The 22,144-nt window shown below is 55.8% G+C and carries 19 protein-coding genes; 5 read left to right on the forward strand and 14 right to left on the reverse strand.

All coding sequences use genetic code 11. The features are described from left to right. Positions 1-18: 18 nt before the first annotated feature. Positions 19-1,353: an APC family permease gene (locus tag QGM61_RS14605; protein WP_237133527.1), complete on the reverse strand. Its 1,335-nt coding sequence runs from the start codon at positions 1,351-1,353 to the stop codon at positions 19-21. 190 nt (positions 1,354-1,543) lie between these two features. Between QGM61_RS14605 and fghA the strand changes: the two genes are divergently transcribed. Genes fghA through QGM61_RS14620 form a run of 3 tightly spaced genes read left to right on the forward strand, consistent with a single transcriptional unit; the run spans position 1,544 to position 5,069 of the window. After that, the gene (fghA, locus tag QGM61_RS14610) at positions 1,544-2,392 is read left to right on the forward strand and encodes an S-formylglutathione hydrolase (protein ID WP_281133422.1); all 849 of its coding nucleotides are present in this window, start codon (positions 1,544-1,546) and stop codon (positions 2,390-2,392) included. A gap of 37 nt (positions 2,393-2,429) precedes the next feature. Beyond that, positions 2,430-3,539, forward strand: a complete 1,110-nt coding sequence (locus tag QGM61_RS14615) for an S-(hydroxymethyl)glutathione dehydrogenase/class III alcohol dehydrogenase (RefSeq protein ID WP_317622200.1) — start codon at positions 2,430-2,432, stop codon at positions 3,537-3,539. A 60-nt stretch (positions 3,540-3,599) separates the two neighbouring features. After that, a complete protein-coding gene (locus tag QGM61_RS14620) occupies positions 3,600-5,069 on the forward strand; it encodes a sodium:solute symporter (protein WP_281133424.1) in 1,470 nt (489 codons plus the stop codon). A 16-nt stretch (positions 5,070-5,085) separates the two neighbouring features. On the opposite strand, the gene QGM61_RS14625 is transcribed toward QGM61_RS14620, so the two are convergent. From QGM61_RS14625 to QGM61_RS14640, 4 genes are all read right to left on the reverse strand, one after another. Further along, complete coding sequence (locus QGM61_RS14625; protein ID WP_281133425.1) at positions 5,086-5,946, reverse strand: penicillin-binding transpeptidase domain-containing protein; 861 nt, start codon at positions 5,944-5,946, stop codon at positions 5,086-5,088. Between the two features lie 40 nt (positions 5,947-5,986). After that, positions 5,987-8,176, reverse strand: coding sequence for a M3 family metallopeptidase (locus QGM61_RS14630; RefSeq protein ID WP_317622198.1), 2,190 nt, complete (start codon positions 8,174-8,176; stop codon positions 5,987-5,989). A 33-nt stretch (positions 8,177-8,209) separates the two neighbouring features. Beyond that, complete coding sequence (locus QGM61_RS14635) at positions 8,210-9,919, reverse strand: peptide MFS transporter (protein ID WP_317622199.1); 1,710 nt, start codon at positions 9,917-9,919, stop codon at positions 8,210-8,212. A 64-nt stretch (positions 9,920-9,983) separates the two neighbouring features. After that, positions 9,984-10,874, reverse strand: coding sequence for a sulfurtransferase (locus QGM61_RS14640; RefSeq protein ID WP_281133426.1), 891 nt, complete (start codon positions 10,872-10,874; stop codon positions 9,984-9,986). A gap of 189 nt (positions 10,875-11,063) precedes the next feature. Here QGM61_RS14640 and QGM61_RS14645 point away from each other — a divergent pair, with 189 nt between their 5' ends. Further along, positions 11,064-11,453: a hypothetical protein gene (locus QGM61_RS14645; protein ID WP_281133427.1), complete on the forward strand. Its 390-nt coding sequence runs from the start codon at positions 11,064-11,066 to the stop codon at positions 11,451-11,453. Here the strand turns inward: QGM61_RS14645 and QGM61_RS14650 are convergent. Further along, positions 11,450-11,791 carry a DUF454 family protein gene (locus QGM61_RS14650; protein WP_281133428.1) on the reverse strand — a complete coding sequence of 114 codons (342 nt, stop codon included), beginning with the start codon at positions 11,789-11,791 and terminating at the stop codon, positions 11,450-11,452. The two genes, QGM61_RS14645 and QGM61_RS14650, sit on opposite strands and share 4 nt — an antisense overlap. Before the next feature lie 232 nt (positions 11,792-12,023). Continuing rightward, the gene (locus tag QGM61_RS14655) at positions 12,024-13,607 is read right to left on the reverse strand and encodes a hypothetical protein (protein ID WP_281133429.1); all 1,584 of its coding nucleotides are present in this window, start codon (positions 13,605-13,607) and stop codon (positions 12,024-12,026) included. 392 nt (positions 13,608-13,999) lie between these two features. On the opposite strand from QGM61_RS14655, the gene QGM61_RS14660 reads away from it, so the two are divergent. After that, complete coding sequence (locus QGM61_RS14660) at positions 14,000-14,917, forward strand: DUF5715 family protein (RefSeq protein ID WP_272907261.1); 918 nt, start codon at positions 14,000-14,002, stop codon at positions 14,915-14,917. Here the strand turns inward: QGM61_RS14660 and QGM61_RS14665 are convergent. The 7 genes from QGM61_RS14665 to serB form a co-directional block, all read right to left on the reverse strand. Continuing rightward, positions 14,884-15,840 (reverse strand): DUF1853 family protein, encoded by a 957-nt coding sequence (locus QGM61_RS14665; protein WP_281133430.1) that lies wholly within the window; start codon positions 15,838-15,840, stop codon positions 14,884-14,886. The two genes, QGM61_RS14660 and QGM61_RS14665, sit on opposite strands and share 34 nt — an antisense overlap. 12 nt (positions 15,841-15,852) lie before the next feature. After that, entirely contained in the window at positions 15,853-16,098 is a 246-nt protein-coding gene (locus tag QGM61_RS14670) for a DUF2835 domain-containing protein (RefSeq protein WP_281133431.1), read from the reverse strand. A gap of 20 nt (positions 16,099-16,118) precedes the next feature. Continuing rightward, positions 16,119-17,162: a hypothetical protein gene (locus tag QGM61_RS14675; RefSeq protein ID WP_281133432.1), complete on the reverse strand. Its 1,044-nt coding sequence runs from the start codon at positions 17,160-17,162 to the stop codon at positions 16,119-16,121. Between the two features lie 98 nt (positions 17,163-17,260). After that, the gene (locus QGM61_RS14680) at positions 17,261-18,241 is read right to left on the reverse strand and encodes a sirohydrochlorin chelatase (protein WP_281133433.1); all 981 of its coding nucleotides are present in this window, start codon (positions 18,239-18,241) and stop codon (positions 17,261-17,263) included. A 34-nt stretch (positions 18,242-18,275) separates the two neighbouring features. Next, positions 18,276-20,495 (reverse strand): TonB-dependent hemoglobin/transferrin/lactoferrin family receptor, encoded by a 2,220-nt coding sequence (locus QGM61_RS14685; RefSeq protein ID WP_281133434.1) that lies wholly within the window; start codon positions 20,493-20,495, stop codon positions 18,276-18,278. Between the two features lie 91 nt (positions 20,496-20,586). Then, positions 20,587-20,751 carry a hemin uptake protein HemP gene (locus QGM61_RS14690; RefSeq protein WP_237133540.1) on the reverse strand — a complete coding sequence of 55 codons (165 nt, stop codon included), beginning with the start codon at positions 20,749-20,751 and terminating at the stop codon, positions 20,587-20,589. A gap of 95 nt (positions 20,752-20,846) precedes the next feature. Beyond that, positions 20,847-22,058: a phosphoserine phosphatase SerB gene (gene serB / locus QGM61_RS14695; RefSeq protein WP_237133541.1), complete on the reverse strand. Its 1,212-nt coding sequence runs from the start codon at positions 22,056-22,058 to the stop codon at positions 20,847-20,849. Between the last annotated feature and the right edge of the window lie 86 nt (positions 22,059-22,144).

Here is a 22,144-nt window from a genome sequence, read left to right on the forward strand (position 1 = left end):
TGGTTAGTGGATAGAAAGTTAGTTGGGATTCGTTCCCGGGCGCGAAGCGCGCTCAGTGAGCCAGTAGCACAGGCAACCGCCAAGGATCACCGCGAGCGCAATTCCGGCCTCCTGAGGGCGATTGATGGTTATGAATGTCAGCGTCCAGATGACAATACCGCTGTAGATCAGCGGAGGATAGGGGTAGAGCCAGGTTCTGTAGGTCTGTTCTCCCGGCTGACGGTCTATGCCGTGTCGATAGCGCAGCACAAATACACCCAATACCGTAGCCAGCGAACTCAAGCCGAGGATGAATCCGGAAAAGACCAGAATCGACTCAAAGGTTGAGGTCAATATAAACAGGGCTGTCAGAATACCCTGTGAGTAGATGGCAACGCGCGGAACGCCGTCAGCATGACGCACTGACAACCAGCGGAATAGTCGAAAGTCCTCGCCCATGACCTGCAGGACTCTTGGGCCAGCCATCAGCATGGCACTGACGGTGGAGATCAGCAGCAAAGACAGCACTGCCCCCATGATCAGAGCGCCAGTCTGTCCGAAGGTGTTCTGTGCTACGATTACCCCGATCTCCAGACGTCCCTCTAAAAGCTGCATGGGGACGGCATACAGAAATGTTGCGTTCAGTGCCAGGTATAACAGGATGACGACAGCAGTACCCAGTATCAGCACTCTGGGCACCGAGCGTGCCGGATCATCCACTTCGCTGGTGATGTAGGTAGCCGCATTCCATCCAGTATAGGCGTAGTTCACGTAGATCAGCGACACGGCGAACGCGCTGCTGGTCAGTACGCCGAGGTCGCTGTCTGAGGGCAGCAGGCTTAAGGGCTGGGGAGTGTCGACGCTCAGGGTCACCAACGTCACAAACCCCAGTATCAGCCCGACCTTGATCAGCGTGAACCAGTTTTGCAGGCCGCCACTGGCGCGATGATTTCGTCCATGTGTGACGGTTACAATGATCACCAGCAGCACCGCAATCAGCATGCGGTTCAGCTCCACTGCAGTCAGCGCCGAATCAAGGTAGGCCGCGAATGTCATGGCGGCCAGTGCTGTTGGGGCCGCAAACCCGACTGTCAGCGAAACCCAGCCAGATACGAAGCCAACCGCCGGGTGATAAATGCGACTGAGAAAGTTGTACTCACCACCTGAGCGCGGTAACCGGCTTGCCAGTTCGGCATAGGTTAGCGCGCCACAAAGCGCGGCAATGCCACCGACCAGCCAGAGCATCAGCAGCGCGAAAGTCGATTTAATGTCGATGATCTGGTAACCAAGACTGGTGAAAACACCAGTACCCACCATATTGGCAATGACCACAGCGATCGCGGTTGACGGTTTGTAACTGCCCTGTTGGCTCATGCGGTCCTGCCTTTACGGTGTCTGAGTTGATCCTGATCTACGCAGTAATGCGTAATGTAACGTTGAGACTGGCTTTGGCCTGGTTTATCTTCGGGTATTGCAGCAGCTTATCAGCATTGCAGCCTGGTCAGGATGCGATAAACGGGAATATTTAATACAGTCAGATGAATTTAGGGGAGCCGCACGCCGTATGTCCAGCAAAAACGAAACGGGAATCGATCAGGTCAGCCAGGTAAAGGCTTTTGGCGGGCACCAGATCAGAGTGACGCACTGGTCAGAGACGCTGCAGTGCAAAATGCAGTTTTCAGTGTTTATACCTGCTGCCAGTGAAAAGAAAGCAGTGCCGGCTGTCTATTTCCTGTCAGGCCTGACCTGCAATGACGAAAACTTCAGCACCAAAGCCGGTGCGCAGAGAGTTGCAGCAGAGCTGGGTCTTGCGTTGGTCATTCCCGATACCAGCCCGAGAGGAGACGATGTCCCCGATGATGAGGGCTATGATCTTGGCAAGGGCGCCGGGTTTTATGTCAATGCCACCGAGTCTCCCTGGCAGACTCACTACCAGATGTATGACTACATCACAAAGGAATTGCCGGCAGTGGTCGAGGGTCACTTTCCAATCAGTGCCCGGCGTTCAATCTGTGGTCATTCCATGGGCGGACACGGTGCCATCATCATGGCAGTGCGGGAACCCGAAAATTACTGTTCTGTGTCCGCCTTCGCGCCAATCGCCAATCCCTCGCAGTGCCCTTGGGGGCATAAGGCTTTTTCTGCCTACCTGGGTAATGAGCAGGCCAGCTGGCTCGACTACGACAGCGTAGAGCTGATCAAAAAACGTGGTCTGAAACTGCCCTTGCTGGTGGATCAGGGCACTGAGGACAACTTTCTGCGAGAGCAGCTGCTGACTGACAATCTGATCGCGGCAACTGATGGCTACGCCGATGTGCAGGTGAGGTACCAGCCGGGTTATGATCACAGCTATTACTTTATTGCCAGCTATATTGAAGAGCATCTGCGATTCCACGCACGTTATCTTGGCTGAACACGCGATCGCATAACGAACTCGACGGGAGAAAATAATCATGAAAACCAAAGCAGCGGTTGCATTCGCAGCCGGAAAACCACTCGAAATTATGGAAGTTGATCTTGAGGGGCCCAAGGCGGGTGAGGTGCTGGTAGAGCTCAAGGCGACAGGTGTCTGCCATACGGATGCCTTCACTCTGTCTGGCGATGATCCAGAGGGTGCATTTCCGGCCATCCTGGGCCATGAAGGTGCCGGTATTGTTGTTGATGTGGGACTGGGCGTTAAATCCTTAAAAAAGGGTGACACAGTCATCCCGCTGTATACACCTGAATGCCGTGAATGCGAGTACTGTCTGCATCCCAAAACGAATCTGTGCCAGGCGATTCGCAGCACGCAGGGAAAAGGGGTGATGCCAGATGGTACCAGCCGTTTTTCGCTGGATGGCAAACCTATCCTGCACTATATGGGCTGCTCTTCATTTTCCAACTATACCGTGCTCCCCGAGATAGCCCTGGCGAAGATTCGCAGCGATGCGCCCCTGGACAAGGTCTGTTATATCGGCTGCGGTGTGACAACCGGCGTCGGGGCCGTGGTGTTTGACGCCAAAGTGGAGCCGGGTTCGCGAGTGGTTGTATTTGGTCTTGGCGGTATCGGCCTGAATGTCATTCAGGCGGCACGTATGGTCGGGGCGCGGCAGATCGTGGGTGTGGACATCAATCCGGCCAAAGTCGAGCTGGCGAAAAAATTCGGCATGACAGATTTCATCAACCCCAAGGAAGTTGACAATGTGGTTGAGGCGATCGTCGATCTGACCCATGGTGGTGCCGATTACACCTTTGAATGCATCGGCAACGTCAATACCATGCGGCAGGCGCTGGAGGCCTGCCACAAGGGCTGGGGTGAGTCTGTCATTATCGGTGTGGCTGGTGCTGGCCAGGAAATCTCGACCCGCCCCTTTCAGCTGGTGACGGGCCGTGTCTGGCGCGGCAGTGCCTTTGGCGGTGCGCGAGGGCGCACTGACGTGCCGACCATCGTCGACTGGTATATGGAAGGCCGTATCAATATCGATGACCTGATTACCCACACCATGCCGCTCGAGCGCATCAATGAGGCATTTGATCTGATGCACGAGGGTAAATCCATCCGCAGCGTTGTACTGTACTGACGCGCAGGCTAGAATCCCGCCCCGGTATCATTTAAAACAATAATCCCGGGGGGGAATATCATGGATATGGCAGGCATCACCATCATCGTGTATCTGGTGGTCGTGACCTTGGTCGGCATGTATCTGACCAAACACAGCAGCAGTTCAGATGACTGGGCGATCGGTGGTGGTGGCATGGGCCTGTGGCTGATTGCCGCCGGTATCGCCGGTACCCGCATCGGTGGTGCAGGCACTTATGGCGTTGCTGGCGACACCATGAACACCGGTGTCTGGAACATGTGGTACGGCGTCAATTCCTTTCTGGCGCTGGCTCTGGTGGGTATCTTTTTTGCGGTGCCTTACCGCCGTCTGCGCCTGACAACTATTGGCGAGCTGTTCGTAAAACGTCACGACAGTCAGCGCAACGGCCGGTTGACCAGCCTTTGCGTGCAGACCGAATACCTGATCATCAATATCCTTGAGCCTCTTCTGATCGGTATCATCATCAGCGCCGTGTTCGGCATTAACCGCGAACTGGCGATCATGATCGGTGCGCTGATCATCATCAGTTCAACCACACTGTCGGGTCTGCGCGGGGCATCGGCTACCAACGTCATCCACGTGGTGGTGGTGACCTTTGGTCTGCTGGCTGTTGCGATGGTGGCTGGCGCTGAACTGGGCGGTATCAGTGGTATCAAAGAGAAAGTGGACGCGGCGCTGGCTGCAGACCCGGATACCAATGCTGCCAGCTGGTGGAGTTTCGTAGGCCTTGGCTGGTTCCCGGTCATTGCCATGTTCTTCTCTGCGGTCATTCATACGCCAGCCGCTTCGGTTTATGTGAACTACTCCAGCTCAGCCCGACGTGAGAACCTGCTGATTCCCGCCTTCCTGCTGGCGGGTGTACTGGCGGCGCTGATGCCGGTACTCGCCTCCATCATTGGTATTGAGGCGGTTGCACGTTACGGCACGGACAGCGGTATTACCAGCTATGCCACAATTACACGAATTGCCACCGATACAGGCCCCATCATTGGCGGTATCGCGCTTGCGGCGGTACTGGCAGCGCTGATTTCCTCAGGTGGCCCGATTCTGCTATCCAGCGCCACGCTGTTTGTGAATGACTGGATTCCGGGTTCCAAAGACTTTGAACCAAAGCGCAAGCTGCGTTCCTACCGCATTACCAGTGTCATCTACGGATTATTCGCCGGTGCCCTGGCCTGTGTGCTGCCGATTACCTCGGTGCTTGAATTGCTGCTGCTGGGCTTCGCGATGGTTGTGCCGCCGGCCCTGGCTATCGGTTTCATCTTCTACTGGCGCAAGACTACCGAGCAGGGTGTGTTCTGGGGCATTGCCAGCGGATACGGGCTTGGCCTGGCAGGCTGGGCAGCCAACACCTTTGTCCTCGGACTGGAGAATGATGTGGCGGCCTATTTCACTACGCTGGTGCCGCTGGTCGTGATACCGGTGGTCTCACTGATGACACAGTCTCCACAGAATGAAGGCGAAAGCGTGGATAATTTCTATCAGGCACTCAAAACGCCAGTACCTTGATGGATGCGCTGTCCCGTCAGGGCAGCGCACCTACTGATTGCAGCGCGCGTCGTGTGATATCGATGCGCGCTGGAATCAGGGTGTCATCCTCTCCTGTTGAACGGAGCAGTGTGGCAAAGTACCAGGTGTCATTTTCCTGCTCTACCCATCCCACATACCAGCCTACGTAACCACCATCATCGGCAGTTGTCAGCCCGGTCTTGGCATACAGCGCATAATCCGCCGTCTGTTCCATGCGCATGATGTCACGTGTTGCCGCCATCACTTCCGACTGAAAGGGAAGATCGTTGTGGCGCAGCCGCTGCAACAGCTCGATCTGTTGCAGTGGGCTGATGCGCAGTTCTCCAGACAGCCAGAACGTTGTCAGTCCACCCGACATGTTCTGATTGCCGTACTCTGCGGCATCCAGCATCGCCTGCATGCGAGTGCCGCCAACAGACTGCACCATCTGCTGGTAATGTGGTACCGCTGAGATAGCAAAGGCTTCACGAAGCGTCATATCGCGATTGGTTTCGGGCCTGCTGCGGACGGTTCCGTCCCAGCGCAGCAGTGTATCCGGGCCTTCAGCCACACCAGCCTGCAGCGCAGTCATTGTGCTGAAAATCTTGAAAGTGGACGCGGGCAGGGCGGAAGTTTCAGCAGTCACTGACTGACCTGCATCGGCGGAGCCTGATATCCATTGATCTGCTTCGTCATCGTAGATAAGGGTTATTCCGCTAAATCCAGACGACTCATGCAGCGCGGTGATTGAGGGATGCTCAGCTACCTCTGCGGCGACGCCAAGGTTGATCAACAGGCTGCTGAAACTGGCAGCAATTGCACACACAGCAAAACGAACAGGCCGACTTGAGCGGCCTGTGCACTGCAAAAAAGTCATGGTTTATTCTCCTGGAGCAGAGTCCCTGCTGTTTATCTGTTTATTCCGTCAGGCCACGTCGTTGCAGCATGTGAACCGGGTCTGGTTCACGACCTGCAAAATCGCGATACAGCTGCATGGCTTCTGCACTGCCACCCCGCGCGAGCAGCTGATCGCGGAACTGTTGACCATTCTCGCGCAGCATGCCGCCGTTCTCCTTGAACCACTCAACGGCATCCGCATCCAGTACTTCAGACCAGATATATGAGTAATAGCCAGCCGAATAGCCGCCCATGATGTGTGAGAAATACGCCGTGCGGTAACGAGGCGGAACCGGGCCATAGTTGAGTCCATTTTCTGCCAGCGCCTGCAGTTCAAATTCAACCAGCTCATCTGCTGAAGGTATCTGCTCCAGGCTCAGTTGATGCAGTTCCTGGTCCAGCACAGACGCCGCAATGTACTCGGTGGTCGAGTAACCCTGATTGAATTGCTCGGCCGCCATCACCTTGTCGAGCAGCTCCTGCGGTATCTGCTCGCCTGTCTCGTAGTGGCGCGCATAGTTGGCGAGAACCTCGGGCCAGGACGCCCACATTTCATTGACCTGTGATGGGAATTCCACAAAGTCGCGCGGCACCGCCGTGCCTGCAAAATACGGGTAGGCCACATCGGTCATGATGCCGTGTAGTACATGACCGAACTCGTGGAACATGGTGGTCACTTCATCAAAGGTCAGCAGTGTGGGGTCGCCAGCCGGGGGTTTGGGAATATTCTGGTGCATGGCAACAACCGGGAAACCGCCAGTTAGCTCACTGGGCAGGTCGTAGCTGTTCATCCACGCGCCGCCACGTTTGCTGGGCCGTGCATAGAAGTCCGCAAGCATCAGTCCGAGCGGCGAGCCATCGGCGTCGAATACTTCCCACACCTGTACATCGGGATGGTAACCAGATAGATCTTCGCGACGCTGGAATGTCAGACCGTAAACCTGTTCCGCGGCAAAGAATACACCATTGGTGAGTACGCTATTCAGCTCAAAATAGGGCCGCACTTCTGACTCGTCGAATGCGTAGCGCTCGGCACGGACTTTTTCAGCGTAGTAAGACCAGTCCGAGTCAGAAAGCTCAAAAGGCTCGGCTTCAATCTCGTTGATCATCTGCTGGATGTCTTCTCCCTCGCGACGCGCATTGGCTACCGCCACCGGCACGATGTCATCCAGCATTTCGTTGACTGCGGCAATAGAGCCTGCGGTCTGCTCTGAAAGGATGTAATCGGCATGGGTTTCATAACCAAGCATCTGTGCACGTTCAGCACGCAGTCTTAGCGTTGTCGCGACGATATCGCGCGTGTCGAACTCATTGCCGCGAATGCCACGCTGCAATGATGCATCATGGATACGCTCGCGCAGCTCGCGATTGGTCAGTGAAGTCAGCACGGGCTGATTGCTGGTGTTCTGGAGGGTGATCAGATACTGCCCGATCTCGCCGCGCTCTTCAGCTGCGGCAGCGGCCGCCTCGATCTGCGCTTCACTGAGGCCATCCAGCAGCGCCACGTCATCCACGAGCACGGCGGAGTCATTGACCTCGGCCAGCACGTTCTGGCTAAACTGTGTGCGTAAGGTGGCGAGGTCACTGTTGATCTCTCGCAGACGTTCTTTCTGAACATCTGACAACAACGCGCCTGAGCGGACAAACTGGGTGTGGTAACGTTCCAGCAGACGCTGGGAGACCGGGTCCAGGTTCAGTGAATTACTTTGCTGGTACAGGCTGTCGATGCGTGCAAAAAGCTCGCTGTTCAGCGCGATTGTATCATCATGAGCTGACAGCATGGGGGACACTTCACGTTGAATCTGCTGACGATCCGGATTGGTATCTGCACCCGCCACATTAAAGAATACACGTGCAACGCGATCCAGGTCTCTGCCGCTACGTTCCATGGCCAGAATGGTATTGTCGAAAGTGGCCGGGTCAGGATTGCTGGCAATAATGTCAATCTCTTCCAGATGCAGTGCCATGGCGCGCTCGAATGCCGGCAGAAAATGTTCGTCCCGAATCTCATCGAATGCCGGCAGGCCGTATGGCAACTGACTCTCGGTGAACAGTGGGTTGTCCTGCTCGGTGGCGGCAGCCTGTGTGACCTGCGTATCTATGGTTTCTTCAGGCTCTGCCACGAGATCTGTGGTTGTATTGGTGTTGTCGGAACAGGCAGCCATTGCCGCGCTGATGCTCATTGCTAAACCAAGATGACGTATTTTCACAATTGACTCCTGAATCTTTTGCAGCGGCACGATTTACTCAGCATCGTGCATCAGTTTCTTGATAATGGGGGCAACCAGCAGCATTGCCAGTGAAATTGCCATAGCTACGTATCCTACACTGGTATAGACCTCAGCGTAATTGGCTTTGGCAGCCACGGTATCGGTCAGCTGGCCACCGATAGTCTCGGCGCCGGTACCCGCGGCAATAATGCCAGCAAGGTAGTTTGAAAGACCGCTGTAAAGGAACCAGGCGCCCATGGTCATGCCGACAGCACGAGCGGGAGCCAGTTTGGTCACCACCGACAGCCCTACCGGAGAAACCATCAGTTCGCCCATGGTGTGAATCCAGTAAATCAGGAAAATGAAGTACACCGCCGTCATGCCAGCATCGCCGGAAAGCTCCATGCCGCCGACCAGTGCCAGAAACCCGAGTCCTGCCAGGAAAACGCCAAACGCAAATTTGACAGGCGTTGACGGATTAAGGTTCCTGCGGGCCAGTACGACCCACAGCCACGCCAGCAATGGCGCAAAGATGATGATGAAGCCGGCGTTCAACGACTGGAACACCGGTGCTGGCACGGTCATGCCAAACATGCTGCGGTCGACCAGGCGGTCAGTAAAAAGGTTGAGTGATGAACCAGCCTGCTCGAACAATGCCCAGAATGGAATCTGCGCCAGAATGAAATACAGCGCCGCAAACATTTTGCCACGTTCGTTGCCCCGGCATCCCCAGATGGCATAAGCCACCATCAGTACCAGAATGATCAGGCCAAGAAGTCCCACGTAACCTTCTTCCACCAGATGTGAGTTCATGACAATGATCATCGAGATGGCAATAATACCGATGCCGATCAGATAACACATCCACTCCAGATTGATTGGGCCCAAAACCTTGTCCCGCAATCTCTCGGCACTAGGCGGCTCTCCCCGGCCTTCCAGCCAGGGCTGGTAGCGCAGAAATATCAGCAGGCCCGCCAGCATGCCAATGCCTGCCAGTCCAAAGCCATACTTCCAGCCATAGACAATACCGAGATAACCACAGGTGATCGAAGACAGGAACGAGCCAAGATTGATGCCCATGTAAAAGATGGTGAAACCGGAGTCGCGACGCGGATCGCCGGGTTCATAGAGGTCGCCAACCATGGTGGAGATATTGGCTTTGAGGAAACCGACACCGGTTATGATGAGCGCCAGTGACAGGTACAGAATATTGACGTAAAGCGATTCGGTTTCAACACGGGTGGTGTAATCCGATACAGCAATGGTGGCTGGCAAACCCACTGCGTCCGGCTCTGCCACTTGCATCATTGATCCAGCATCCGAAAAACTGATGCGGGAGACACCCGACTCGGAGACGATGATCTGATTGGCATCCCCGCCACGACCATCCAGGGTCAATTGATACTCATTGCCCTGATAGCTCATGATCTGACGTGAACCGCTGCCCTCGAAGGCCATGCCGGTGTGACCCAGTACCAGCAGCAGGGCGCCAAAGGTTACGGCCTTGCGAGAGCCCAGATAACGATCAGCAAGAATGCCGCCGATGATGGTCATCACAAAGACCAGTGCTGTATAGGCGCCATACAGCACAGTCGAGCGTTCATCGGAGAACAGGAAGTGCTGGGTCAGGTAAATGACCAGCAGTGCGCGCATTCCGTAATAAGAAAAGCGTTCCCACATTTCGGTGAGAAACAGTATGGCCAGTCCGCGCGGATGGCCCAGCAGGGTCTTGTTATTGGTCACGATAAACGCATCCTGATTGTATGGTCCCTTTCCGAGTATAGGGAAGCCGGATCAATCAGGCCAGTTATGGTTCGTTCATCATGGGTCGGCTGGCATCCTGAGCCCACTCCGTGATGCTTTCAGCGTACAGCCGGGTATTTTCAAAACCGCCCAGCTCACTGATAACAAACCAGTTGATTGAGCCAAGGTGGCCGGTATTACAGAATGTCACGGTTGATTCGGAGTCTCTATCGAGAGTGTCACTCAGCGTATCAGCCAGCGTGGTTGGAACCTGCATGCGGTTGCCTGCAAAGAACTGTGTGAAGCTGACGTTCTCTGCTCCTGGCAGGGTGCCAGCACGAGCGGCAGTGCTTTGCTCGCCGCGGAAATATGCGGCTGGTCGGGCGTCAACGATTTGCGTACCGCTGTCATTGAGCATTTGCTCAATTTGCATGGTCGTCGCCTGGTACTGGTCGTCCCATTCGGGCTGGAAGCTGGACGCAGTCACAGTGACAGGTTCATTACTGACCGGAAAACCGGCTTCCTGCCAGGCCGCGAGGCCGCCGTTGAGGACCGCAAGTTGTTCAACGCCCAGAGACTTCAGTGTCCAGTAAACGCGGGTTGCAGCGCCCATGTCCACGGGTCCATTGCCGGCATGCACCAGCACGACTGGCGTGTCTGCTGTGATACCCAGCTCCTGAACCAGTGTCGTCAGTTCGGTCATGGGAGGTAACTGACCAGCATTGTCTTCCGGTCCGCGAAAGCGCGCGTAAGGAGCGTTCACCGCACCCGGGATGTGTGCCGCATCGTAGTCTCCGGTCAGGTGCAGAACGCGCACTGATTCCTGAGTGGAGAGAATATTCAGCAGCGGGGCGGCTTCGAGCAGAGGTGACCACCCCGCAGGGCTGGCTGACGCTGAACCCGCGAAAAGGCAAATCAGTAGAAGCTGGCAAACAAAAATCCCGATTTTTTTCATGTTGCCTCCTGTTGTGTTGGTGGCTTTGGTCTGCAACGCAGCAAAGGATTTCAGTATACGCAGGCCGATTGCACTCGGCCACAGTTTGCGGATAATGTCCCGCCTGCAGGATGGGAGCCTCCCATTCCGGCGGATTTATTCAGGTTTGGTTGTACCTGCAGTGGTAAACAGGATTGGGAGAGCAGATCCATGAGTGGTTCATATCTTCAGCGAGGGCAGCGAAGCTGTCTGATCTGTGGCATGCAGCACAGCCACAGTCCTGGCAGTATTGTGGACCGGGATTCAGAACCTCTGTGCAGCAAATGTGACAGTCCGCTCTGGAGCTGCTCGGACGGGTCTATTGAGACTGAAGATATTGCCCATCAACGGGAAACCGTGGTTGTGGCCCTTGAAAAATGTCGCGCTGCACTTGATCGTGTCTGGCAACATTCTCACGCTGACTACCTGCGTCTCATCGTGGGTGGGGGACGTATCGGCGATGCTGTTCTGGCCGAACTGCATTATCTGCAGAGCCAGGGTACGATCCTGGACTACAGGCAGGAGAATCGGGGAGCGGTGCTGATCCGCGTCCGAAACTAGCGCGTCACCCGGCGCAGCAGGCCCAGACCCGCACGAATGGTGCCGACAAACGCTCGTGCCACGATCAGCAGCGACAGCTTGATCTTGTGACCAGCTGACAGGTGCGAGGATGCCCGCCACTGTCTAAGCTGCTCGCGAAACCACGGACTGGCATGCGCCGCAGCCGATGCCCGCCGGGAAACCCGGGTTGCCATAAGGGCTGCCAGAAACAGGAACAGCACTCCAGGAATTACCGGCAGAAGAATGCCAATGATGCCAATCACGACAAAACCCGCAATCAGTACCAGTGCAATAACTTTGGCGTAGAGCGGCAGGGGTCTAAAAGGTGGTACCGGCATGGACACAGTCTTTATCCTCATTTGATCAATCGGTCGATTCTGTAATCGAAAGCTTTTCTCCTGCGACCGTCGACTGGTCGGCAGGTTTGACCCAAGAAGACCTGCAGAGTTCATGCCAACGTTCATCAGCCTGATTTTTTTACAAAAAATCTCTGTGTCTGGTCGCGGGCTTGGTCAGACCGGCCAAATAATAGCCAAATAAAACAACTTCGCTGATATCCCCGCCTGCGACCTAGTTACCCACAAACTCACTCGCCCGCTGTAAATCAGGCCGGTTATTCATCTGCCCGCCGGCCATGTCCAGTAATTGCTGATAGTAGTCTGTTGCCAGTTGCTGGTTGCCGATTGCCTCAGCCGCCTTTGCTGCTCCCGCGATGGCCCTGAAGCGATTGGGTTCGCGTTGCAGGGTTGCCTGATACGCAGCCAGCGCCTGCTCCGGATCGTCATGTGCCATCAGCATGTCAGCCAGCATTTCTCTTGTCGGGACCAGCGGGCCAGGGGTCACCGCCGCTTTATCTGTGTTGTCCTCGCGATCGGCGGCGGCTGCCATCAAGTGGATGGCGTCTACAGGCTCGTCACTGGCGAAGTGAATCCATGGACGAGCCGCCTGCAGCTGTATGGCTATCTGCTCCTGCCAGTAGCTGTCCTGACGGGCCTGCGCCCGTTCATGAAGCTCCTCAAGCATGGCAATGTCTTCAGTTGCTTGCTCCGGCTGGCCACTTCGGGCCGCGCCAATGACGCGTGCAAAATGCGTCATGGCCTGAGTATGGGGCGTCTCAGCGGGGACGATGTCCAGCCCGGCAGCCTGTTCCCACTGTTCACGCTCCAGAGCATATCGCGCTGGAATGGCAGCAATGGCAAAGGCGCCTGCCTGTGTGGCTCCGACGGCGGTGATATCCACCTCGGCGCGCAGTTCATTGGCTCTCGCGACCACTACTGCGGCCTCAGTGTCCTGGGCCATCTGCAGATAGGCGTATGCCAGGTAGTCCAGAGCATGGAGTTCAGAGCCCGGGTCACCGTCGTTTTGCGCTGCCGCTGCCGAGCGCAGGTTGGTGTCAACCGAAGCCTGCCATCTGCCGACCCGCGTAAAAGTATGGGATGGCATGTGCAGGGCGTGTGGTGCGTCTGGTGCCAGCGAGGCGTAGCGCTCTGCCGCGGTCAGCGCCCGTTCTGCCAAAGGCGGGTGGTCATACGCGTGAATGATGTAGTGTGCCAGGCCAGGGTGTTCCGGATGCTGTTCAAACAATGGCTCCAGGATGGCCGCAGCCTGCAATTGCTTGCTGTAGGACTGATCGTTGGCTGAGGCATTTTGATTGACTGACAGGGCGTAGAATATCTTTGCCTCCATATCGTCCGGATAGTCCGCGACCAGATTTGCCATGGCTTCTTCGTAAGCCAGGGTGCGGTTGCGCTGGTTGCCGGGATCGTGATCAGAGAACAATGTGCTGACGGCGTCCAGATAGGCTTGCTCGCGGGCGCTGCCGGCCTGGCCGGCCTGCTCAAGTGTGCTGCTGCCGCGAGCCAGTTGCTGGGCATTGCGCTGTCCGGCGAAGGGGTTGCCCCAGTGTGCAAGTGCAATACCCCAGTAGGCAATATCGCAGTCCGGATCCTGGGCCAATACCTGATTGAAGGTGTTGATCGCGTCGGCAAACCAGAATGAGTGCAGCAGGGCAACGCCACGATTAAACGTTTCTGAACTGGCGTCGACACAGCTTACAGGGAACTCAATATGGTCGCTGCCAACGTCAAGCTGCACAGTGTCGGTCTGTGCGACGGCCCCGCCGCTGCTGAGCGTAGCTGCGCAGAGCAGTGCCATGAGGCGCTTTGGAGTGGAAACTGCGCGGAGTGAGAAATCTCTGACGTTGACTGGCTTTGCGTTGATCATGGTTGGCCTCTACAGGGGTGGCAAATTGATCATCACGCCGGTTTGTCGGTACTGTTGCCCGGCTTACCTGGCGCGCGGCTCGGTGTGCGGTTCAGTTACTTTTTGCTACGGAGTCAGACTAAGGCTGGCAGTATAACGCCTGTCGCCCGGCCATTGCGAATGACCTAAAGCCTGGAAAAGCTGCTCAGAACTATTTTTTAATAATAAAATCATTGCAGTGCTGGACTTTTTAAATAAACCACGTGAGAATACGGCGCCGAGGGTTCGAAATTTTGCAAAGTCTGACAACAATAAACCGTAGACTTAGCGGTGGGGTAGACGGTATGAAACTTCTGACAGCAGCTTTGACAGTCGTGTCCTTTCTGACCTTCGCGTCGGAGAGTCTGGCACAAAGCAGCCTGCGTGGCTCTCGTTCCTCCATGGATCTTCAACATTCCCATGCGGTCATGCACGGCTACGGGTTCGCTCATACGTCCCGTGATGTCTCGGATCTGGTCAACCGTGGCCAACTGGTCAAAGTGACGGCCAATCGTGATATGGTCATCCACAATGTTTCCTACGCCTACCTGAAGCCACAGGTCAAAACCCTGCTGGAACGGCTCAGTGCTCAATACCACAATGCCTGCGGCGAAAAGCTAACAGTAACCAGCATGACGCGGCCAATTGCCCGTCAGCCCGCCAACGCCCACAATGACTCAGTCCATCCAACGGGTATGGCCTTCGATCTGCGTGTTCCATCAAATTCACGGTGTCGCAGCTGGCTGGAAAGCACGCTGTTGTCACTGGAAGACTACAATGTACTGGACGCCACCCGGGAGCGACGCCCGCCACATTACCATGTTGCGGTATTTCCGGAACCCTATCAGCAGTATCTTGCCGGCATCATGGGCCAGCAACGTGAATACACCGTGAGACGCGGTGACACGCTCGTGGCGATTGCCTCCAGAATGGATACTACGGTTGCCCAGCTGCGCGCGGCCAATGCGATCAGCGGCGACCTGATCCATATCGGACAGACCCTGATGATCCCTGGTGAGCAGGCGAGCAACGCACCTGTCATGATGCAGGCCAGTGCGCCGGTGGTACGCGAACTCGAGCATCGAGTGCGGGCCGGAGAAACGTTGTGGCGCATTGCCAGTCGCTACCGCACCAGTGTCGAAGCCCTGCGCAGTGAAAATGGTCTAGCCGGTGATCTGCTGAAAGTGGGTCAGGTACTCAAGGTCGTTCTGGACGAGTCCTGAGTTCCGGGCCAGAACGAAGGCACTACAAAAATTCGCTCGACCTCTGTCCACATGGCTGAGCCAGGCTGCCTCGCCAGCCTGGCAAACAGCCTGGGTTTACCAGTCATTTCCACTGCCTGAACTGAATCGGCTGCGAGCGCCGGATCGGCCTCAGTCTCCTGCTGCCACTCACCCAGCCAATGTGGCTTGTTAAGCGGTACCCAGTACTGGCAATCCGTTTCGCTTATTTCATTTGCGTAGCTCCAGCTCCCTGAGAGATGGTCACTTGCGATATCGGCCTCCGGTGGCAACGCGAATTTCGCCGGCGTGTCTGAGATGTGGGCGTTTGTTCGTGAATCTCTCTGGCGAGGGTAGAATAGATAACCGGGCATGAAGAGTCGTTTTGTTGCTGGAGCGGCAATACCCAGCCGGCCAAGCGTGGCGATGGTATCCGGTCGATCACTGAGCGCCAGTTGATGTGACAGCAGGCGGCTGACTTTTATGTCAAGTCGATCTGCCGGGTTCGGGCCGTGCCAGCTTAATCCCTCTGCTGTTTTTACGGCCAGATAAAATTTTACGGCAATCTCATGGTGTTCAACTAGTCCTGATATTGGATTCTGTACCACAAAGTCAAGCTCGCCGAATGTGTGACCTTTCTGGCGCACAGCAACATTGCGAGCCAGCAGCTGCCAACCCAGCAGCTCAGTTATTAAGCCTGCATACAGATCTTCAAAATAGATGCCCAGACGGTAATGTGCACGCGCATGCAGCCAGGCCGGCGCTGATTCCGGCTCGGACTGCCAGCGACGCAGCTTTGAGGTCAGGTCTGAAGGGTACCAGGACTGCATGGGCAACACCGCCGAGTGTGTGATCAGTTGCGGCGCATTAAACATCCAATACAGATGTCTGAGGACCGGCCAGTTAAGTTGGGAAGAGGGATTCACGAGTACAAGCCGTCACACAGAGCTGGACGGGTCAACTCGATTAAAGGCAATCAGTTTGAAGTTGTTGTCAAACTCCAGCCGGAATGTTCCATGTACGCCGTCGTGTGTTACGTGGCGCTGCAAAAGGGCTGAGGGAAAGCGGACAGTGCGGCCGTCGCGTGCGCGACAGACGACCTGCGTCACTTTGCCACGGTAGTGACGCAGGTATTCATCTGGATGTATGTTCAGGTCAATGACCATGTACTGTGAAGGGTTCATGGTCGAACATTATACGCTGATTACTGGTTGGTCGCTGCTTCAGCTTCCGCTCGACGAGCACCAGCGAGAATGCCGGGCAGTGCATAATTGCCTTCATGGCAGGCGTACTCATACATTGGGCCCTCGGTCGCGTGGTAGCTCAGCTCAGCGGTCCATGGCTGACTGTACAGGTTGGCATCGTCTACAGTGAACTGGTAAACGATTTCCGAATCGGAGTACCGCATGAAGCGCTCGGTAATTTTGCCATCCGGCGTTATCGGTACCGAGCTCTCAGCCATCTGTTGCGGATTGATGTTGACAGTTTCCACAACCAGCCAGCCGTCTTCATACCAGCCGCGAGAATCGCCGAACCACTGGTTCAGCTCTGCAGGCCTTTCATTCGCGCGAGCCTCTTCGGCATTGTCGTAAAGCGGGATGATGCGCGCATCGTGATTCATTTCAACCAGGATGACCACATAATCATCCGTCTGCACAAACTGATAGGTGCTGTTGTACAGCGTTCCCATCATGCCTGGACCGGCGGTGTTGCCAAAACCAATAAAGCAGCGCTCTGCCAGCGGCAGGGCCTCAGGGCCGTCGGCGTTGCCTTGCCCAGTCACATACCGGGCACCAAAACTTCGACGAATCTGCACGGCAGGATTCTCGAGTCTGGGGATCTGGCCGTTCTCAGGGTCGATAATATAGGAAGTACGGAACTCACCTTTTACCAATGCCAGGTTGGAACCTGGATCAATCCAGAAGTCGTTGTAGCCGCGCAGACCGAAGTCGAAACTGCCAGCGGGCGGTGCTGTGCCCGGTGTGCTCGCCTCAGGTGCGTCAACTTCATTGGCGGGTAGCCCTGCGATTGATGTGTTTGCGACGATCAGGGCTGCTTCCTCTGGCGTCACTACCAGCGAGTCCACTCCGTCCGGACGCTGCAGGTTGGTTAAGGATGCATTGGTCCAAAGGCCTTCCAGATCAGGAATATCGGCATCTTGGGCCAATGCCCAGGATGAGGCCAGTACCACAGACAATGACACACCCACTGCAGTTGATAAACGGGTCAGCGGTAAGGTCATCTTCATTACAGATCTCCTGAGTTTTTAAAATGAGTCTGCTCGATACGGTATCGCTGTTACCTATGCTTGTAAAGTGAATGTGTTCATTGACTAGGGGCTGTGAATTACTGAGCCTGCAATTCCATAATCTGTCGTTCGATCCACTGCGCCACGGCGGGGTGGGGAACCAGACCAGTCTCGTCAGCCACATAGTCGAGGCCCTCCAATGCTTCTGCATAGGGGCCGAAGCCGTGGACGCGATACGGGATCACCAGAACGCGGTGGCCGGCTTCATTGCCCATGTGTACATACTCACGGACTTCCTGCTGAGCCGCCTCGCGTTTTTCCGGCCAGTCCTCTCTAAGCGTGGCAACTTTCACGTCACTAAAGCCGCCCTCCCGTGCCAGCAGCTCTGCACGATTACTGATGTTTGCCAGCCAGCGTTCATTTTCTGCATCATCGCCAGGACCATGGGCAAGCACCAGCACCTGCTCTTGCGAAGGCTCAGTGCTCAGGCTTCTGGCGCGTTGCAGCAATATCTGATCCATCTCCGGTGCTTCGGACAGGCCCTCCAGGCTGATGGCAAACTGCGCATCGCTGTCCACCTGCCAGAATTCCATGCGCATACCGCCGTGATTGCCGTGGCTTGCCGTTGCAGACGGAGTTGATTCCGGCGAGTGCGCACCATGCATGCCATGACCACTGGTGCCATGTTCCTGAGATGGGGTGTCTCGTAGTGGCGCTCCTTCCTTCATGCCCAGAATCTGTTGGGTCCGCTCCAGCCAGCTTTCGCCGCTGATAAAAAGTCGCACTACACCGATGTCATCTACCCCTCTTGCTTCCAGGCGGTCGATTGCTTCCTGCAACGAGTAGGCATCTGCCATGCCGAAAGCCAGCTCCAGCTTGTATTGACTGGATAGCGGCGCCAGCATCTCGCTCACTCCTTCGTTCCATGATTGCGGGCCGCCGTGGGCCATGACGACGACACCAAAACGGTCGTCTGACTCCTTGGCCATTGCCCACGGTGCAGAAAGGCCTGCAGTGGCCAGTAACAAGGACAGCATCATCCCACGGCCTGATTTTTCCATTATTTGTCTGATCTTCATCGCGATATCCTCAAGTGCAAACTTTATGTGTTATTCAGAAATGCCAGTCCAGGGCCAGTCGGGCGTTAATGCCTGGTGCCTGACTGTTGGCGACAGCCTCGTTGTCACTGGCCTGAAGGCCACGAATACGGCTCCATGGGGCGTACTGCTCGTCAAGCACATTGAATACCCCGAAGCGAAGTTCAGCGTTGCTGGACAATTGGTAGTGGCCAAGGAGGTCAACGACCTGATAGGCATCACCGGTGATCTGACCCGGCTCAGCAACGTGATTCTTGTCGGCGGTGAGAGTGGCAATTGCCTCGGCTGACCAGCGGGCGCTGGTCTGATAACGCAGACCAGTGACCCAGGTCATGGGATCGACTGAATTGAGTTCACGCTCGCTTATCTTGTCGCGACCTCGACTAAGTGAAACGGCATTACGCCAGCTCAAAGCGTCGCTGAGCTGCCAGTCAAGGCTCGTCTCAAGACCATATATTCTGGCCCTGCCGATGTTGTCTGACTGGAACAGCATGACGCCATCGGCCGTGCCGACCAGGGAACTCTCGATAAAGTCGTCGTAGTGATTGTCGAACACCGAAACCGTGAATTGGCCTTTTGACACCCTGCCTCGGATGCCAGCCTCAAATCCCTGACTGGTCTCTGCGGACAAATTAGGATTTGGCAGTGTTGCGTAGCCGTGGCCGAGATTTACAAATGCCTGGTTGGCCTCGTCAAAATTCGGCGGCCGAAAACCTTCTGCATATTGCGCGAATACCGAGTACCCGTCATTGATATCAAAAATCACTCCCAGATTGGCTGATACCTTATCCTGGTCAAACGCTCGTACCTGAAACTCGCCTGAGCCATTGGTGATACTGTCGGCGCCAACAAATAGCGTGTCCGGTCGCGGTGTCATCTCATATCGGTCATAGCGCAGCCCTGGAATGACAGTCAGACGGCCAGCCATCAGAGATACTTCATTCTGGGCGAAAAAACCGCTGCGCTTTGTTTCTGTGTCCGGAAAAGTTTTGTTGGGAAACAGTTCAGGTGGCGCCATCGGATAACTGGGTATGGCCTGGCTGGTTTCACCGGTGTTCAGCTGTCGATCTTGACGGTATCGGGGACGTTCGGTGTCGGTTCGTTCGATACTGACGCCGTAGACCAGCGCGTGCGAGATGCCCGGGCTTGACCAGGACTTCTCGGCCAGGAGCATGGCACTGGCTGTGTCCTGATTGAATCCGAAGCTTGTCAGTCGTTCTGCCTGCGAACCCGCAAACGACGCCGGGTTGCGCGGGTTCACGAAGGCATAACTGGTGCGCAGTTGGCGCGTAAACTGCTCCGCATCAGTGCGTTGCCAGTGCAGGTGCGTGCTGACTGAGTCAGCCAGTGCCGATTCCAGTTGCCAGTCGTGGCTCAGGCTGACACGTCGGCGCTCTGTGGTGTCCTCGCCAGTCGATAGTGAAACCGAGCTGCTGAGTTCATTCTCCAGCAGGGTATCAATGGTTTCGTCATTGGCGTCAATAGCCAGCGTCAGTTGATGTCCTGCGGCAGCTTGCCAGTCTGTCTTCCAGAACACATTCTGACTTTCGCCGTCCTGCGGATTCCATTGTCCTTCACCTTTGACCTCCTGTTCCGAGAACTCGCGACGTGTCAGTTGCAGTACGCTGCCCAAGGTTCCGGACTGTCCGGCGATTGTGGCACCAATGCGGCTCTGGCTATTGACGCTGGCACTCGACGCCCTGACCGCGGTGTAGAGCCGGTTTTCGCTGTCCAGATAATCACTGGCATCCCGGGTGCGCAGCACTACTACCCCACCCAGAGCATCTGCCCCGTATAGCACTGAGGCCGGGCCCCGGATGACTTCGACCGCTTTGAGGTCATCGACTTCAAAACTGTCCTTACCATACGATGCCGGGCCAGCGGCGTACATGTCATTACTTCGCACACCATCAATCACAGTCAGAACGCGGTTGCCGCCAATGCCGCGTATCCGGAAACCTTCATCGCCGCCGCGTGCGGCACTATCCATCCCCAGTCCGGGCTGATAGCGCACCACATCGGCCAGATTGTTGGCCACCATATCGCGGATCTGTTCATCGCCAACAACGGTGACTGTACCGGCGATGTCTTCCGGGCGACGTTCCAGATGTGTCGCGGTAACAAGGACTTCGGTTGGTGAATCTGAATTCTGTTGTGCGTGGGCCTGGATGGCGAATGTCGTCGCGGCGACCGGTACACCCATCAATAATAAGTGTTTAAATTTTTTCGTATGCATGGCACATCTCTCCTGGTTAAAAAGAGAGTCGTGCTGGCTACCGTGCTGAGGGGAGTGAAGAGGGTGGCTGGCTGGACTCGAACAGACGCAGTTATTTGGTCAAAATCAGTTTTCCGTTGGCTGTGATACGCAGTGTGTACTGATCACCGTTGTGTTCAATCTTCAATGTTTTGCGGCCCTGAAACAGGGATTTTGAGTTGAGGGTTGTCGGCAAGTTGGGGTCTGACGCCGCAGCGTGAGGCTTGACTTGGCTCATTGCGGTCTCTCCTGTAACAGTTGTTGTAGTAATGGAGAGTAATAATAACGGATCAAATCAGGATCTGTAAATAATAATCATTATCATTAGTGTGATTAAATTCCATCTCTGTCCCGGAAACCCAGCAGATAGAGAATACCATCCAGGCCCAGATTGGAGATGGCCTGTTTGGCGGACTGCTTGACCAGTGGTTTTGCGCGGAATGCGACACCCAGTCCAGCGATCGACAGCATGGGCAGGTCATTGGCACCGTCGCCTACCGCAATAGTCTGTTCCAGACTGATTCCCTCTCTCTCGGCCAGCTCTCGCAGCAGGTCGGCTTTGCGCTGACCGTCGACTATCGGCTCCAGTACTTCGCCGGTGACCAGTCCATCCTTGATGGGCAGGGCGTTGGCATAAATGTAGTCAATGCCCAGGCGGCGCTGAAGTTTCTCGGCAAAATACTGGAAACCACCCGACAGGATGGCGGTTTTGTATCCCAGTCGCCTGAGCTGGCTGATCAGCGTTTCCGCGCCTTCATTAAGTTGCAGCCGTCCCGCGATCTGTTCCAGCGTGGTTTCTGGAAGTCCTTTCAACAGGGCCATACGCTCTCTGAAGCTCGCCTGGAAGTCCAGTTCGCCGCGCATGGCTCGCTCGGTGATTTCGGCGACCTGCTCACCAACGCCGGCGGCCTTCGCCAGCTCGTCGATGACCTCTGCGTCAATCAGTGTTGAATCCATATCGAACACGACCAGACGTCGGTTGCGTCGGAAAATGCTGTCCTGCTGGAAGGCGATATCGACATTGAGTTCCTGTGCGATCGCCAGAAACTCTGCGCGCAAGGCATCAGGGTCTTCGGCTTCGCCGCGCACCGAAAACTCTATGCAGCCTTTGCCCTGATCGGCAGGCAGTCCTTCCGGAATACGGCCTGACAATCTGTCTATGTGATCAATGTTTAGACCATGACGGGCGGTAATGGTGCTGACTCGGGCGATGTGTTCGGCGGTGATGCGACGCGCCAGCAGTGTGACGATGTGCCGGGCCTTACCCTGACCACTGACCCACTGGGTGTAATCGTCTGCGCTGACGGGCGTGAATTTGACCTGCTGGTCCAGCTCGGAGGCCTTGAAGAGCAGATCCTTCAGTACATCAGCCTTGCCAGTTTCGTCTGCCAGCTCGACAAGTATGCCGAAAGACAGAGTGTCGTGAATCACAGCCTGCCCAATGTCGAGAATGTTAACGTCGGAGCGCGAAAGTATGCCAGTAATGGCCGCAGTCAGACCTGGCCGGTCCGGGCCAGTAATGTTGATCAGGACGATTTCCTTCACGCTGTGGCGCTCCTTTCGATTGGCAACCGCCGCTGTTTCTGCGGTCGGCTCAAACTGAAGGCGCGTATTGTAATCGCGCGTCGTAG

Origin of the sequence: Pseudohongiella sp. SYSU M77423 (genome assembly GCF_029911965.1) — a bacterium.
Classification (GTDB): domain Bacteria; phylum Pseudomonadota; class Gammaproteobacteria; order Pseudomonadales; family Pseudohongiellaceae; genus Pseudohongiella.